Genomic DNA, 15,425 nt, shown 5'->3' with positions numbered 1-15,425 from the left:
AAATGTTATGGCGTGAGGGGGATGAGGTTCCCATGAAGATCCGGCAGTTGGAGGCATTTCGCGCGCTGATCCTGCGCCAGACGGTCACTCGGGCGGCGGACATGCTCCACGTTTCGCAACCGGCGGTCACACGTCTGATCAACGATCTCGAGGCGGATATAGGGTTTTCCTTATTCGACCGGAGCAACGGCCGACTGAACCCGACGCCCGAAGCGATGGTGCTGTTCGAGGAGGTTGAGCGTTCGTTTGCGGGCATCGATCGCATTGCGCAGACGGCCGAGCAGATCAAGTCGCTGCGGCGCGGTTCGCTGCATGTCGCTGGCGCTCCCGCGCTCGCGCTGGAGTTCCTGCCCACCACGATGACGGAGTTCATGCGCGAGCATCCGGGCATCAGCACGACGTTGCTGATTCACGCGTCGAGCATCGTTATCGATATGGTGGTCGGGCGGCGTTGCGATGTCGGGTTCATCGCGCACCCGATCACGCATGCCGGCGTGAACATTGAAACGCTGCACCGCGCCCCCATGCGTTGCATCCTGCCGCACGGACATCGACTCGCGGATCGCGACGTGATCCATCCTGAGGATTTGCGCGGCGAATCGTTCGTGTCGTACCCGAAGGAGTTCGATGGGCGGATGTATATCGACCAGATCTTTGCCGAGCGACGGATCGATCGGGTGATGAGCGCGGAGTCGCAACTGTCCGCGGCGATTTGCGTGCTTGTGCAGCACGGCGCGGGCGTGTCGATCATCGACCAGGTGACGGCCCGGTACGCGGCGGGACGCGTCATCGTCAAGCCGTTCGAGCCATCGGTCTTGTCGGGCTTCTCGCTGGTCACGTCGAACCAGCACCCGCCCTCGCAACTCGCGAAGGCCTTCGTCGAGTTCACGAAACAGCGCATGATCGAAGCGTTCGGCGATTGAGACGCTCCCAACGCTCGCGCTTCCTCGCCCAACATCGGATCGCGACAACAATTTGCAATAATTCCATATTTCCACTACATTCGAAATATGGAAACCAATACCGCGCTCGAAGCGCTTGCCGCGCTTGCCCACGCCGTTCGTCTGGCGGTGTTCCGCCTTCTGATGCAGGCCGGCCCCGAGGGCCTGCCCGCCGGGCGCATCGCGGAACTGTTGGACATGCCCGCCTCGTCGCTGTCGTTCCACCTCAAGGAACTGCATCGCGCCAAGCTGCTCGCCAGCCGCCAGGAGGGTCGCTCGATCATCTACATGGCGCACTTTGAAACTATGAACGCGCTGCTCGGCTACCTCACGCAGAACTGCTGCGGCGGTGTCCCCTGCACGCCCGCCTCGTTCTGCAACGTCGTTGCGGAGTCCAACCAATGAGTGCCTCACCCAAAGCCGCACCCGCGCTGCAACCCCCGAGCATCAGCTTCTTCGAGCGGTATCTGACCGCCTGGGTCGCGCTATGCATCATCGCGGGCATCTTGCTCGGTCAATGGCTACCCGGCCTTTTCCACGCCATCGGCGGTATGGAAGTCGCGCAGGTCAACCTGCCCGTGGGTCTGCTCATCTGGGTGATGATCATCCCGATGCTGATCAAGATCGACTTCAGCGCGATGGGCCAGGTCGCCGGCCATTGGCGAGGCATCGGCGTCACGCTGTTCGTGAACTGGCTCGTCAAGCCATTCTCGATGGCGCTGCTGGGGTGGATCTTCGTGCGCCATGTGTTTGCCGCGTGGCTGCCCGCCGACCAACTCGACAGCTACCTTGCCGGCCTGATCCTTCTGGCCGCCGCGCCCTGCACCGCCATGGTCTTTGTCTGGTCCCAGCTCTGCAAGGGCGATCCCTACTTCACGCTCTCTCAAGTAGCCCTCAACGACACCATCATGGTCGTGGCCTTCGCCCCGGTCGTCGGCCTGCTGCTCGGGTTGTCCTCGATTTCCGTCCCCTGGGATACGCTCATCACTTCGGTCGCGCTTTACATCGTCGCCCCGGTCGTGATCGCACAAGCCATCCGACGCGCCCTGCTGGCCCAAGGAGAAGCGACGTATCAACGTGTTGTCGGGGCATTGGGACCCTACGCCATCACGGCGCTGCTCGCCACGCTCGTGCTGCTCTTCGGGTTCCAGGGCAATGCCATCGTCGAGCAACCGCTGATCATCCTGCTGCTGGCCGTCCCGATCCTCATTCAGGTGCTGCTCAACTCAGGTCTGGCGTACTTACTCAACCGCAAGCTCGGTGTGGCGCACTGCGTCGCCGGTCCGTCAGCACTGATAGGCGCCAGCAACTTCTTCGAGCTGGCGGTCGCCACCGCCATCAGCCTCTTCGGCTTTCAGTCGGGCGCAGCACTCGCCACGGTCGTCGGCGTGCTGATCGAGGTGCCCGTGATGCTGCTCGTGGTCGGGGTCGTCAATCGCTCGCGGCACTGGTACGAATCGAAATAAGGAAGCGTCATGTCCGTCACCATCTATCACAACCCGGCCTGTGGCACGTCGCGCAATACGTTGGCGCTCATCCGCAACGCAGACATCGAACCCACGGTCATCGAGTACCTGAGTGCCCCTCCGACGCGCGAGGTACTGCAAAGCCTGATTCGCGACGCCGGACTCACCGTGCGCGAAGCGCTCCGGGAGAATGGCACGCCCTATGCAGAACTGGGCCTCGCCGATCCGGCCCTCACAGACGACCAGCTTCTCGACGCCATGCTCGCGCACCCGATCCTGATCAACCGCCCGTTCGTCGTCACGCCGCTGGGCGTGCGGCTGTGCCGCCCCTCTGAAGTCGTGCTCGATATCCTGCCCTCGCCGCAAAAGGGGGCCTTCACGAAAGAGGATGGCGAGGCCGTCGTCGACGCCAGCGGACAGCGAGTGAAATGAGCGCCACGCTGCCCAACGTCAGTAGCGCGGTGCTCGACCTGCCGGATCTTCGCAAACTCGAGCCCCGAAGCGTCAGCCCCCACCCTCCCCGCATCCTGTTGCTCTACGGTTCGTTGCGTGAGACGTCGTACAGCCGGTTGCTGGTGCAGGAAGCCGAGCGCCTGCTGCAGCACTTCGGGGCCGAAACGCGCATCTTCGATCCCAAGGGGTTGCCCTTGGCCGATAGCGTGCCGGCCGATCATCCGAAGGTCGTCGAACTTCGCAAGCTCTCGGCGTGGTCGGAAGGCCAGGTATGGTGCAGCCCGGAGCGCCATGGCACGCTAAGCGCCGTCTTCAAGAACCAGATCGACTGGCTGCCGCTGGAGATCGGCAGCCTTCGGCCAACACAGGGGCGCACGCTCGCCGTGATGCAGGTCTGCGGCGGCTCGCAATCCTTCAACGCGGTCAACGCGCTGCGCATACTCGGCCGGTGGATGCGCATGGTGACGATCCCTAACCAGTCCTCGGTTGCCAAGGCTTATCAGGAATTCGATACGACGGGCCGCATGAAGCCATCGTCCTACTATGATCGGGTCGTCGATGTGATGGAAGAACTGTACAAGTTCACCCTTCTGGTCAGGGATCGCACCGAATACCTCACGGACCGGTATAGCGAGCGCAAGGACGCAGCCCCAGCCACCGCGACGGCACTCGCCGCGGCCGCCATGTCTCATGAGCGAGACGCGCAGATCGGCGACACCGACAGCGGCGAAGTCGAATGAGCGACGTCGAGCCAGCCGCGAACGATGGGGTCAAGCCATCCCGCACTGCGTAAGCAATGCCCGCGCCTGTGCGCCCAGATCTTGCGCCGTCGGATGAAACGGAAACGGGAGGGCGTTGCGCACCCCCTGCAACATCTTGCGCGAGCTTCGCGAATACGCCGGATCGTAGTGCCGGGTAATGAGCACCTCCGAGAGTTCGCGTTGCCGCCCCTCGTCGAGCAACGTCAGCCATTGGTCGATGACCGCCCGTCCATGCAGCGGTACCAGCCGGAGAAGCTGCGTGCGAAAGTCTTCCGGCCGCGCCAGCAAATGGCCGTACTCCTGCATCAACAGGTCGACCCGCGCGTCGAGCGCCACGCGAACCTCGACACACATCGTGGCCCCGCGCAGCGACGACATCAACGACTCGGGCAGCGTAATCAGTCCGATCCGGCGGCTCTCCGCTTCGACGAACACCGGCCGCGTCGGATCGAGCCCGCGCAACGCGCCGATCAGCGAGGTATCGAACGCCTTTTGCGACGGCTGCGCAACGCCCGGCATTGCCCCAAGCAGTGACCCGCGATGCTTCGCCAGCGCCTCGAGATCGAGCGTTTGGGCACCCACGTCGGCCAGCGCGTGCAGCAGACGGGTCTTGCCGCTGCCCGTGTGCCCGGCCAGCACGATGTAATCGAGCGTCGAGGGCAGCGTGCCGAGCGACGACACAACGTCGCGCCGGTACGCCTTGTACCCGCCGTCGAGCTGGCGCGCACGCCAGCCGATCATGTTCATGATGAGAGTCATCGACTCCGATCGCTTGCCGCCCCGCCAACAATAGATGAGCGGCCGCCAATTGCGCGGCCGGTCGGCGAACGTCGTATCGAGATGGGCGGCGATGTTGCGCGCCACCATGGCGGCCCCCACGCGCGAGGCATCGAACGGCGATACCTGCTTGTACATCGTACCGACGATGACGCGCTCCTCATTGCTGAGCACCGGCGCGTTGATCGCCCCGGGAATGTGGTCGTCGGCAAATTCGAGCGGTGTGCGAACGTCAATGATGTCGTCAAAGTCGCCCGCGCTTTCCAGGGAAACGCGCATCGGGTTCATCTTGCCCCCGCCGCCAGTTGCCCGCAGTGCTGACCGTATGGGGTGCGCGATGTCGCCTGCGCACGCACGGCCTCGTCCAGGCCGGCGCGCACTTTCGAGGCGCGATCGATGATGTGTGTGGCGGCGTCTGCGTCGCCCGCGCCCCCCAGGGCCAGCGCGTAGTCGTCGAGCACCTCGGCGTAAGCGAACGGCACCTTGCGGGCCAGCTCCATGTGATCGAGCGCGTCCAGCGCCCGGCTGAAGTACTTCACCGACGCTGCGTACTGCCGCTGAACCAGCGACAGTCGCGCCAACTCGATCAACGCCGGATACCGGTAGTGCCCGGTGAGGATATCGAGATCGTACGCAAGGCTCAGCTCGCGTTCGGCTTCGGGGTAGTAGCAGGTCACCCCCAGCGCCCGGCCATAGTCGAAGTGCATGGCCGCGCGATGCGACGCCGGCCAGCCCGACTGGTCAGCCACAAGCACCGCCTGCCCGAAGGCCCGGCGTGCGCCGTCCCAGTCGCCGCGCACCTCGGCCGCGCCCCCCAGCGCAGCGTAGTCGGGACCGGACGGCTTGCGCTCGGGGACACTACACCCGGCCACGCTCAACAGGCCGCTGAGCGCGCATCCCATCACCCACCCCGTTGAAAATCGAATCATTTGAAGAAAACACTGCCGGAAAATCATTCCTCGCGGGACACCCCCGTCCCGCGCTCGCCCGACAGGATACCGCGTCGCACCTGAACGCCCCAACGCTGGCGTCCGGTCAGGAAGTGCCCCCAGCCCAGCGCGGCGCCCGTGTGTCGCATCAGTTGGAACGAAAACGGCTCCAATACTGCCGCGACAAGCGCCCATCCGAAGCTCGTACCGGTGTTGTGTCCGGTCCAGCGGCGGTACGCATGCACCGACCAGAGATGAAAGCCGAGATCGATGCCGATCTTGCCGAGAATGATGCCCGAGACCGGCAGCAGCACGCCGACATGACCGTCGAAGGCGAACGAGACGAGCAGCGCGAACGCGGTGAGCCCGTAGATCGGCTGAAGCGTATCGAATGCCTTTACCGGCAACATCCAGCGTCCGAGATTGCCATAGCGGCCGTTGCCGACCATATCGCGATACCAGTATTGCGTCTGGAGAAACCCCGCAAACCAGCGGCGACGCTGACGCAGGAAGCTCGTGAGCGTGCTCGGCGCATCGGTGATCGCTTGCGCACCGCCCACCACGCGCACCTCCCATCCAAGCCCATGCGTGACCGAATAGCGACGCAGGCGATGGATCAGTTCGTAGTCCTCGACAAGACAAGCCGGATCGAATCCGCCAACGGCCAGTACCGCCTCGCGCCGGAAACACGCGAACGCGCCCGAAATCAGCAGCAGGCCGTCGGCGTGCATCCAGGCATAACGCGAGATGAAGTTTCGGATGTACTCGTACGTCTGGAAAAGCTGTAACACGCGCGCGCTCGCCGTGCGGCCGCACACCGGCGTGAGCACGCCAGTCGCGGCCACGAGCCCGGGTCGACGCGCGAACGCGGCGTGCATCGCGGCGCACGCCTCGGCGTCGAGCAACGTGTCGGCGTCGACCGTCATCACGATGTCCGTATCGATATCCACAAGCGCCGCGTTGAGCGCACGCGCCTTGCCCCCGTGCGGCACGCGCAGCCATTGCAGATTCGGGTAGCGCGCACTCGGTGCGCTCAGCCCGCCTTCGCCGGGGTCGATGAGCCCATACTCGCCCGTGAGCAATGCGAACGTGCCATCGCGCGAGCCGTCGTCGGCGATGACAATGGCGTCCGGGACCCGTCGCCCCGTCATCAGCGCGCGCAACGTGACCGGCAACGCCGCCGCCTCGTTGTGCGCCGCGACCACCACGCCGAGCGTCAATCGAACGGCGGCGCCTTCATGACCTGCGTCAGAGGAAGTCTCGTCGGGGTCGGGGCGCATCAGACGCCACGCTTGCCAGAATACGAATGCCAGCAGCACCGTGTCGTACGCGACATAGGCGACCCCGGTGCCCCACGCGAACACGCCCTTGAGAAAGAATGCCTGCGCGAACAACAGACACCACAGCGCTGCCACGCCCGTATGCACCAGCCAACTCGCCAGCGGCGTCGGCGGTCGCGTGAAGCGCGGTGAGTGAAGCTCGCGGGCCACTTCGAGCTGCGACGCCTTCCCCGTTGTTTCCGCGCTCACGGCAGCATCCGGCCAAGCACCGGGTGGCGGTCGATCCACTGATGCTTGAGCGCCCCGCCAATGTGCAACGCCAGCAGCACGTACAAGACATAAGCACAGTAGGTATGGACGTTACCCAGCAAGGTGTGCCAGTAGTCCTTGCTCGCATCGCTCAACGCCATCAGAAAACCCATGCGCGGGAACGGCACGATGCCGAACAGCACCAGCGGATGGGTCGAGGCGGCGACCCACGCCGAATCGTGCGCCCAGCCCGTGAGCGGCAGCACGACGATCAAGACATAAAGCAGCCAATGCGCGAGATGCGCCGCCGTGCGCTCCCATGATGCAAACACGTGCGAGAGCGCGGGCGGACGATGTGTCGCGCGCCACAGCACGCGCAGAATCGCGAGCCCCAGCACGGTAATTCCGATGGACTTGTGCAGATCGATCCAGAAGCGCACGTCGATTTTTTCGAGCGTGGCGTCGGACAGCAAGGCAATCGTCTGGCCGATCGCGATGTTGCCGAGCATCAGCAAGGCGACCGCCCAGTGCAACACCATCGCCACACGGGTGTACTTGGCGTCGTCGTGCAAGGCCACGCCGCTCGGGGGGCAGACACGGACGTCGCGGAGGGGGGCTGAGAATTCACGTCGGTGATCCTGAAAATACAGAAGAGGATGATTACATAACGCCAATGGAATCGCGCTTATTCCTGAAGTTCCCTCGAAAAACGTGTTACACGGGATTACACGCTGCGCGCGGGTGTACGAGATAAAAACATCTGACGGTCGATATTACGCCTTGGATCGCCTCGGGGCTGCCTTGCGAGGCCGGTGCAAAACCGCGATGATCGGGCTTGCGTGCGCGGCGTGAGCGGAGCTGCGCCCCCCCCTACAGGAGACACACCATGTCACGTAGCACCGCCGAAAAACGCGTCGCGTTTCGCGAACTCCACCTCGCCGGTTGCTTTGTCATCCCGAACCCCTGGGACGCAGGCAGCGCGAGGTATCTCGAACACGCGGGCTTCAAGGCGATTGCCTCGACCAGCTCGGGCTTCGCCTGGTCGACCGGGCATCCCGACAATGGCGTGACACGCGACACCGTACTCGCGCATTTGCGCACGCTCGTCGACGCCACCGATCTGCCCGTCAATGCCGACTTCGAAAGCGGCTTCGGCAGCACGCCGGACGAAGTCGCGCACAGCGTGAAGATGGCCGTGGCAACAGGCGTGGCCGGCTTGTCGATCGAAGACTCGACGGGCGACGTCAACGCGCCGCTCTTCCCGCTCGACGAAGCCGTCGCGCGCATGAAAGCCGCGCGCCGAGCGATCGACGAGACGGGCGGCGACACCCTCCTCATCGGTCGTGCAGAGAATTTCTTCGCGGGCGTGCCCGATCTCGACGACGCCATTGCACGCCTTCAAGCCTATGCAGAGGCAGGTGCCGACTGCCTCTACGCACCGGGCATTCAATCGGTCGAGCAAATCCGGGCCGTCGTCACGGCCGTGGCGCCCAAACCGGTGAACGTGCTGATTGGCGCGACGTCGCCGATGACATTGCAGGCGCTTGCCGAACTTGGCGTGCGGCGCGTAAGCGTGGGCGGTGCACTGGCTCGCGCGGCATGGGGAGGCTTCATGCACGCCGCGCAGGCGCTCGCCCAAGGGCGCTTCGACGGGTTCGACGGCGCCACCAGCGGCGCCACGCTCAACGGGCTGTTCCGCCAGGGCGTGTGACGTGTGATGCTTCTGGCGCACAGCCACGGTGCCATTGGGCTACAGGCGCCGATGGATGGGGAAACGCGCCGGCCGGTCTGGATTGAGACATCGAGCGCGAAGCTGCGCCAGAAAGCCAAACGGCCCGTCGTGCCGAAGCATCGACGGGCCGCGAGTGCGCGGACGCGTTTCGCTTACTCGACGTGCGCCACGCCGCCTGCGAGGACCGCGCCACCGACCATCTCCGCGGGCAGTGCCCACGACATCCAGCGCGTGCGCAGGGCGACGACCAGCAAGAACGCCAGCGCCGCCAGTGCGCCGAACGTGGCGAAGCCCATCTGGTAACTGCCCGTCGATTCCTTGGCCATGCCCATGATGACCGGCAGGTAGAAGCCGCCAATGCCACCGGCCGCGCCGATGATGCCCGACATCAGCCCCGTCTTGCCTTGCCAGCGTTGCGGCACGAGCTGGAACGTGGCGCCGTTACCGAGACCGAAGCACAGGTAGATCAGCACGAGCAGTGCGACACCGGCACCTTGCGGGGGCATCCACGCGGCAAAGACAAAATCGATGACCGAAATCGCCGCGAGCAGCAGCACCAGCGCGCGCACGCCAGAGATTCGGTCGGCCACCATTCCGCCGATGGGACGCACCAGCGCACCGAGGAACGCGAGCAGCGACATGAACAGCCCCGCCTCGATGCGCGGCATGCTGTACAGCGAGATGAGCAGCGTGGTCACATACGACGACATGCCGACAAAACCACCGAACGTGATGCTGTAGACCAGCATGATGACCCACGTGTCCCGTTCGCCGAGCACGCCGCGATAGTGACGCGGCAACACGGCAATCGCCAGCAACGCGCCCAGCACCGGCAGCAGCAACACACCGGCCTTGCCTTCGCCGAATGCGCCGGCATGCACGCACAACACGAGCGCGATTAGCCCGAACACGGTAATGAAGAAGCTCGTGAACGCGCGCGGCGCGCTGCCCGACTTCACACCCTGATCCTTTGCCCAGAACACCAGCGCCAGCGCAGCAAGCGCGAGCAACGGCAGGGCGGCACCGGCCGCTCGTGCCCAGCCGTAGTGCTCGGCCAGTCCCGGGAACATGAAGCCATCGAGCACCGCGCCAATGTTGCCCGCCGCGGCGAGACCCAACACCAGCCCCTGCACCTTCGGCGGATAGTTGCTGCCTGCCATCGGCAACGCCACGGCGAAGCTCGCGCCGCCGATGCCGAGGAGCACACCGAGTACAAGCAGCAGCGTGTACGACGGCGCACCCGGCATCAGCAGCAGCACGACCGACGGAATCGCCGACAAGGTGATGCCCATCAACGCGATCTTGCGACCGTCGTAGGCCTGATACAGGTTGCCCAGCGTGACGCGCAGAATCGCCGCGCCCAGCACCGGCACCGCCACGAGAAAGCCCGTTTGTGCGGGCGTCATCGCGATGTCCTTGCTGATGAACGGCGCCAGAGGGCCGAGCATCACCCAGACGGTGAAACCCGTGTCGAAGTAGAGAAAACACGCAACCAGCGCGCGCCAGTTGCCACTTTTCAACGATTGCGTGAGCGTGCTCATGGATACCCTCGTGTTCGTATGCCAAAAAAAAAGCGCCCCGAAGCCGTATGCCTGTGAACAGGCCTATGGCTTCGGGACGCCGTTGCCCCGAAGTCCGCGCTCGCGCGGAAGTCATGCGTGCGGTGCAGAAAATTCGCTTGTCTTCTCTCGGCCGTCGTTGGCCTTGCCTACTGCTTAGCAAATGGCGTGCCATGTGCTTGCCAGAATAGGCTCGAGACTGGGCGAAGCCCCGCAGGACAAGGCGAGGCAGGATGTCGAGGTCATCAGAAAAATCGCGCAATCGGCCGCGCGGCGTTGTGCGCGCGACGCCCCCGGTGACACCGCAACGGGCACGATGCCGCATCGCGATGCGGCGGCGCACCACAACTGTGCCGCCCGCCTGCCGAGCAGGCCGCATTTCCGCCCACGACCGGCGAATGACCGGGTTGGTGGATAATCGAACCGCCCATCGCCACCGTCCAGACATTGCTCATGAACGCCAAGCTTTTCCCGCATCTGCTTCGCTTCCATCCGCGACTGCTCATCGCCATCGCTCTCGGCGTGCTTGCCGGACTCTTCGTCCAGGTCTTCGTGAGCGGGGAGTTCAGCACGATAACGCGCATATTGATCGGCTGGAACACAGGCGCCTGGTCCTATCTCGCGATGATCTGGCTCATGATGGTCACCGCCCCCAAGCGCAGCATCGAGCGCTTTGCCGAGCAGGAAGACCAGAGCGCGGCCATCGTGCTCACCGTGGTCAGCCTGTCGGCCATCGCCAGTGTGGCCGCCATCATCCACGTGCTGGCGAGCGCCAAGACCGGCGCCCCGCATCAGGCCTCGGAGCATGTGCTGTTCGCGGCCGCCACGCTCATCGCCGGATGGTTCCTCGTGCCGACGATCTACACGCTGCATTACGCGCGGTTGTACTTCACGGATACGGAGTCGCCCTTCGCGCTGGCCTGGCCCGAGCGCGACTGCGATCCGGATTACTGGGATTTCCTGTATTTCTCGTTCACCATCGCCGTCGCCTCGCAAACCGCAGACATCGCGCTGACATCGCGCCGCATGCGACGCACCGCGCTCGCGCAGGCCGTTCTCTCGTTCTTCTTCAATCTCGCCGTGCTCGGCCTGTCGATCAATATCGGCGCCGGATTGCTCGCGTAGCGCCCGCCTGCGTGTGACATGAGGTCGCACCCGGCGAGGACGCGAATCCCCACAAAAACAGACCACTAGCGCAAATCGACGTGGCAATTGATGCCGCGTCAATGCGCCGCATGTGACGTCTTGTCACGCGTGCTGCGGTGCAGCACGTCCTACCATGCAGGCAAACAAGGGGCGGTCGGCAGTGAGGGTCGCCCTATAGACAGGGTTGGTTTGCCTACATTGATCACGACATGACTGCCGCTCCAGAAGCTGTCGACCTCGCGCGCCTGCAATTCGCGTTCACGGTCTCGTTTCACATCGTATTTCCCGCCGTCTCCATTGGTCTGGCGAGCTTCATCGCCGTGCTGGAAGGTCTCTGGCTCAAAACACGTCAGCCGCACTATCTCGATCTGTGTCGCTTCTGGTCGAAGGCCTTCGCGGTTTGCTTCGGCATGGGCGTCGTCTCCGGCGTGGTGATGGCCTATCAGTTCGGCACCAACTGGTCGGGCTTTTCGAGTTTCGCCGGCGCGGTCACCGGGCCGCTGCTCACTTACGAGGTGATGACCGCGTTCTTCCTCGAAGCGGGCTTTCTCGGCATCATGCTGTTCGGTTGGAACCGCGTCAGCGAGCGTGCGCACTTCGCCGCGACCTTGTGCGTGGCCGTCGGCACGTTGATTTCGACGTTCTGGATTCTCGCGTCGAATAGCTGGATGCAAACGCCGCAGGGTGTCGAGATCGTCGACGGCCGCGTGGTCGTGCTGTCGTGGTGGGACGTCATCTTCAACCCGTCCTTCCCGTATCGGCTGGCGCATATGAGCATCGCGGCGTTCGTCGTGGCCGCGCTGGTCGTGGCGGGCACCGGTGCATGGCACTTGCTGCGCGGGCGCCGCGACCCGGCCGTCAAGACCATGTTTTCCATGGCCATGTGGCTGCTGCTGATCTTCGCCCCGTTGCAGGCCGTCGTCGGCGATCTTCATGGCCTGAACACGCGTGAGTACCAACCGGCCAAGCTCGCCGCCATCGAAGGGCTTTGGGATACGAAGACCGGCGGCACGCCGCTCAACCTGTTCGGCTGGCCCGACATGGCCGCCGAGACCACACGTTATGCGCTTGAAGTACCGCACCTGGGCAGCCTCATCCTCACGCATCGCTGGGACGGCGAGATTCGTGGTCTGAAGGAATTCCCGAAGGACGAACGCCCCAACGTGCCGCTGGTGTTCTGGAGTTTTCGCATCATGGTCGGTCTCGGCCTCGCCATGATCGCCGCTGCGCTAGCCGCCGTGTGGCTGCGCCGTCGCGGCACGCTCTTCACGTCGCGCCGCTTCGCCCGCGCCATGCTCGTCCTATCGCCGACCGGCTTCGTTGCGTTGCTGGCGGGTTGGGTCACCACCGAAGCCGGACGCCAGCCGTGGGTCGTCTACGGGGTGATGCGCACCGCGCACGCCGTGTCGCCGGTGAGCGCCCAACAGGTGCAGGTCTCGCTGCTGGTGCTCGTGCTGACCTACTGCCTCGTGTTCGGCACGGGCATCTATTACCTGCTCAAGTGGCTGCGCGTCGGTCCGGTGTTGCCCGGCGAGCCGTCGGCGGCGTCCGGCAGCGATCACACGTCGCCACGCGGCCACCTCGCGGCGCAAACCGCCCCCGCCCTGTCCGGGCTATCCGGACGAATGGACACCGACGGCGCGCACGCCACTTGATCGCCCCCCATCACGACATCGACGTTACCGAGACTTCTCATGGATCTGACTTTGGCGTGGGCCGCCATCATCGCGCTCGGCCTGTTTCTCTACGTGGTGCTCGACGGCTTCGACCTCGGCATCGGCATTCTTTTCCCGTTCTTCCCCGACGCGCGCGAACGCGACACGATGATGCACTCCGTCGCCCCCGTCTGGGACGGCAACGAAACATGGCTCGTACTCGGGGGCGCCGGATTGCTCGCCGCGTTCCCAATGGTGTATTCGGTACTCCTCTCGGCGCTGTATCTGCCGCTCGTGCTCATGCTCGTGTGCCTGATCTTCCGCGGCGTGGCGTTCGAGATTCGCGGCAAGTCGCAGCGCACCCGGCCGTGGTGGGATCTCGCATTCATCGGTGGCTCGGCCGGCGCAACGTTCTTTCAGGGCGTCTCGCTCGGCGCGTATCTGTCGGGCATTCCGGTGGAGAACGGCCAGTTCGCGGGCGACGCCTTCGCCTGGGTCACCGCCTTCAACCTGTTCACCGGGCTGGGCCTGGTCGTGACGTACGCGCTGCTCGGCGCCTGCTGGCTGATCGGCAAGACCGAGGGCGATCTGCAGCGACGCTTGCGTGTGCTCGCCTGGCCGCTGACGCTCGGGCTCGTGGCCACGATGGCCGTCGTGTCGCTGTGGACACCGCTGCGCGTGCCGCTCGTGGCAGATCGCTGGTTCGCCGACCAGTGGTTCTGGCGCTGCCTGCCCGTGCCGTTCCTCGTGGCGGGCGCCACGCTCGTCATGCGCCGCGTGCTGCGCCGCTCGCACGATGCCACGCCCTTCTGGCTCGCCATCGGACTCGTGTTTCTGGGGTACAGCGGGCTGCTGATCAGCGCGTATCCGTACGCGATTCTCCCAGGCATCACGCTGTGGGACGCCGCCGCCCCGCACTCGAGTCTGTCGTTCACGCTATGGGGCGCGGCCTTCATTATTCCGGTGATCCTCGGCTATACGATGCTGGCCTACTGGGTATTTCGCGGCAAGGTGGCTCACGATGCGCACTATCACTGACCTCGTGCGGCCCGCCGTGCGCCAGCGGCGCGAGCGAGCCGTCGCCCACCCCGCCTGGCGGGTGCGGTTGATTGGCTGGGGATGGTTTGTCGCGCTCTGGTGCGCCGGTGTGGCCGGCACCGCCCTGCTTGCACTACCATTCAAGCTCATCATTGCATCTGCCAAATAGGAGGCGTGCTTATGAATCGACTTTCATCCGCTACGGGAAAGCAATCGTTGCGAATCGCCGGCGCGGCAGCCGTGGCCGTGATGCTCGGCACCGGCGCGGGGGTGGCCTGTGCCGAAGGCATGAGCGTGTCGTCGAGCGCGTTCGCCGACGGCGGCATGCTGCCGGCGATCCACGCCGGGCTGGGCGAGTGCGGGGGCAAGAATGTGAGCCCGCCGCTCGCGTGGCAGCATCTGCCGCAAGCCACGCGCAGCGTGGTCATCACGATGAAGGACCCGGACGGCGCGAAAGGCGGCGGCGTGGTGCATTGGCTCGCCTACAACATTCCGGCGACCGTCTCGTCGCTCGCGGCCGGGGCGGGCAATGAAACGAACGAGCACGTCACGCTGGGCAAGAACGTCAGCGGCGCAATGGCCTATCGCGGCGCGTGTCCGCCGGTCGGCGATTCGCCGCATCACTACATCATTACGGTGACGGCCACCGATCTGGAACCGGGCCGTCTGCCGCCGGGGCTCGACGCCAACGGTCTGACTGCTGCGCTGGCCGGTCACACGTTGAACGGCTCGACCGTCGTGGCGCGGTACGGCCGGTAAGCGCTCGCCGTCGCACAGCAAAAAAAGCGCTGGCGGGACATCCCCGCCAGCGCTTTTCGTGGGTACGCCTTCCTGCGACTATTTGTCGCGAGCGAGCGCGAGAAACTCCGTGCGCAACGCCAGGTTCGGCTGCAACTCACCGAGCATCGCCGACGTCACAGTCTCTTCCCCGGCCGTGCGAATACCCCGGCTTTCCATGCACATGTGACGACACGACACCACCACTCCGACTGCCTTCGGTTGCAGATGCGTCATCAGCGCTTCGGCGATCTGCGTGGTCAGGCGCTCCTGCACTTGCAGGCGGCGCGCAAAACAGTCGACCAGACGCGTGAGCTTCGACAATCCGACGATCTTGCCGTTGGGCAGGTAGCCGATGGTCGCCTTGCCGAAGAACGGGGCAAGATGGTGCTCGCAATGGCTGTAGACGGGAATCCCTCGTACGACGATCAGTTCGTTGTATTGCTCGGCGCCGTCTTCGAAGACCTTGAGCACTTCGGCCGGATCCTGGCCGTAACCGGACGTCCATTGACGCCAGGCCTTTTGAACGCGCGACGGCGTTTCGTGTAGACCGGGGCGGTTCGGGTCTTCGCCGATGTGTTTCAGGAATCGCTTCCAGTCGTTTTCGTCGAACGTGTCGTGAGACATATCAATCAAGCTCCTTGCATGAGGTCCGGTGCGCT

The 15,425-nt window shown here is 64.6% G+C and carries 17 protein-coding genes; 11 read left to right on the top strand and 6 right to left on the bottom strand.

Features of this window, described 5'->3' with window-relative positions; genetic code table 11:
- The first annotated feature begins 32 nt into the window (after nt 1–32).
- The 5 genes from PanNE5_RS15750 to arsH all read left to right on the top strand — a co-directional run bounded on the left by PanNE5_RS15750 (nt 33) and on the right by arsH (nt 3,600).
- Nucleotides 33–923 (top strand): LysR substrate-binding domain-containing protein, encoded by an 891-nt coding sequence (locus tag PanNE5_RS15750; protein WP_150564044.1) that lies wholly within the window; start codon nt 33–35, stop codon nt 921–923.
- Nucleotides 924–1,010: 87 nt separating this feature from the next.
- Nucleotides 1,011–1,346: an ArsR/SmtB family transcription factor gene (locus tag PanNE5_RS15745; protein WP_261938341.1), complete on the top strand. Its 336-nt coding sequence runs from the start codon at nt 1,011–1,013 to the stop codon at nt 1,344–1,346.
- Nucleotides 1,343–2,407 (top strand): ACR3 family arsenite efflux transporter, encoded by a 1,065-nt coding sequence (arsB, locus tag PanNE5_RS15740; RefSeq protein WP_017233410.1) that lies wholly within the window; start codon nt 1,343–1,345, stop codon nt 2,405–2,407. The genes PanNE5_RS15745 and arsB overlap by 4 nt, the downstream gene beginning before the upstream one ends.
- A gap of 9 nt (nt 2,408–2,416) precedes the next feature.
- Nucleotides 2,417–2,839 (top strand): arsenate reductase (glutaredoxin), encoded by a 423-nt coding sequence (arsC, locus tag PanNE5_RS15735; protein ID WP_261938340.1) that lies wholly within the window; start codon nt 2,417–2,419, stop codon nt 2,837–2,839.
- Complete coding sequence (gene arsH, locus PanNE5_RS15730) at nt 2,836–3,600, top strand: arsenical resistance protein ArsH (RefSeq protein ID WP_017233408.1); 765 nt, start codon at nt 2,836–2,838, stop codon at nt 3,598–3,600. Before arsC ends, arsH begins: the two co-directional genes overlap by 4 nt.
- Before the next feature lie 30 nt (nt 3,601–3,630).
- On the opposite strand, the gene mnmH is transcribed toward arsH, so the two are convergent.
- The 4 genes from mnmH to PanNE5_RS15710 are packed head-to-tail and all read right to left on the bottom strand — an operon-like array spanning nt 3,631 to nt 7,434.
- Complete coding sequence (gene mnmH / locus PanNE5_RS15725) at nt 3,631–4,686, bottom strand: tRNA 2-selenouridine(34) synthase MnmH (protein WP_261938339.1); 1,056 nt, start codon at nt 4,684–4,686, stop codon at nt 3,631–3,633.
- Nucleotides 4,683–5,327 carry a tetratricopeptide repeat protein gene (locus PanNE5_RS15720; protein ID WP_261938338.1) on the bottom strand — a complete coding sequence of 215 codons (645 nt, stop codon included), beginning with the start codon at nt 5,325–5,327 and terminating at the stop codon, nt 4,683–4,685. The genes mnmH and PanNE5_RS15720 overlap by 4 nt, the downstream gene beginning before the upstream one ends.
- Before the next feature lie 23 nt (nt 5,328–5,350).
- Nucleotides 5,351–6,856, bottom strand: coding sequence for a glycosyltransferase family 2 protein (locus PanNE5_RS15715; protein ID WP_410007536.1), 1,506 nt, complete (start codon nt 6,854–6,856; stop codon nt 5,351–5,353).
- Nucleotides 6,853–7,434 carry a cytochrome b gene (locus tag PanNE5_RS15710; protein WP_017233404.1) on the bottom strand — a complete coding sequence of 194 codons (582 nt, stop codon included), beginning with the start codon at nt 7,432–7,434 and terminating at the stop codon, nt 6,853–6,855. Before PanNE5_RS15710 ends, PanNE5_RS15715 begins: the two co-directional genes overlap by 4 nt.
- Before the next feature lie 308 nt (nt 7,435–7,742).
- Here PanNE5_RS15710 and PanNE5_RS15705 point away from each other — a divergent pair, with 308 nt between their 5' ends.
- Entirely contained in the window at nt 7,743–8,567 is an 825-nt protein-coding gene (locus PanNE5_RS15705; RefSeq protein WP_261938337.1) for an oxaloacetate decarboxylase, read from the top strand.
- 173 nt (nt 8,568–8,740) lie between these two features.
- Here the strand turns inward: PanNE5_RS15705 and PanNE5_RS15700 are convergent, their stop codons facing one another.
- Nucleotides 8,741–10,129 carry an MFS transporter gene (locus PanNE5_RS15700; RefSeq protein ID WP_017233402.1) on the bottom strand — a complete coding sequence of 463 codons (1,389 nt, stop codon included), beginning with the start codon at nt 10,127–10,129 and terminating at the stop codon, nt 8,741–8,743.
- Between the two features lie 471 nt (nt 10,130–10,600).
- On the opposite strand from PanNE5_RS15700, the gene PanNE5_RS15695 reads away from it, so the two are divergent.
- The 5 genes from PanNE5_RS15695 to PanNE5_RS15675 all read left to right on the top strand — a co-directional run bounded on the left by PanNE5_RS15695 (nt 10,601) and on the right by PanNE5_RS15675 (nt 14,745).
- Nucleotides 10,601–11,272: a DUF1345 domain-containing protein gene (locus PanNE5_RS15695; protein ID WP_017233401.1), complete on the top strand. Its 672-nt coding sequence runs from the start codon at nt 10,601–10,603 to the stop codon at nt 11,270–11,272.
- A 230-nt stretch (nt 11,273–11,502) separates the two neighbouring features.
- Nucleotides 11,503–12,948, top strand: a complete 1,446-nt coding sequence (locus PanNE5_RS15690; RefSeq protein ID WP_261938336.1) for a cytochrome ubiquinol oxidase subunit I — start codon at nt 11,503–11,505, stop codon at nt 12,946–12,948.
- 39 nt (nt 12,949–12,987) lie between these two features.
- Nucleotides 12,988–13,986, top strand: coding sequence for a cytochrome d ubiquinol oxidase subunit II (gene cydB / locus PanNE5_RS15685; protein WP_017233399.1), 999 nt, complete (start codon nt 12,988–12,990; stop codon nt 13,984–13,986).
- Nucleotides 13,970–14,155 (top strand): hypothetical protein, encoded by a 186-nt coding sequence (locus PanNE5_RS15680; RefSeq protein ID WP_157211419.1) that lies wholly within the window; start codon nt 13,970–13,972, stop codon nt 14,153–14,155. Before cydB ends, PanNE5_RS15680 begins: the two co-directional genes overlap by 17 nt.
- A gap of 11 nt (nt 14,156–14,166) precedes the next feature.
- The gene (locus tag PanNE5_RS15675; RefSeq protein WP_051060136.1) at nt 14,167–14,745 is read left to right on the top strand and encodes a YbhB/YbcL family Raf kinase inhibitor-like protein; all 579 of its coding nucleotides are present in this window, start codon (nt 14,167–14,169) and stop codon (nt 14,743–14,745) included.
- Nucleotides 14,746–14,823: 78 nt separating this feature from the next.
- Here PanNE5_RS15675 and folE read toward each other — a convergent pair whose 3' ends face one another.
- Complete coding sequence (gene folE, locus PanNE5_RS15670) at nt 14,824–15,390, bottom strand: GTP cyclohydrolase I FolE (protein ID WP_150564032.1); 567 nt, start codon at nt 15,388–15,390, stop codon at nt 14,824–14,826.
- Between the last annotated feature and the right edge of the window lie 35 nt (nt 15,391–15,425).

This window comes from Pandoraea sp. NE5 (assembly GCF_024363545.1).
GTDB classification, from domain to species: Bacteria; Pseudomonadota; Gammaproteobacteria; order Burkholderiales; family Burkholderiaceae; genus Pandoraea; species Pandoraea cepalis.
This window is presented reverse-complemented; position numbering and strand designations above follow the sequence as displayed.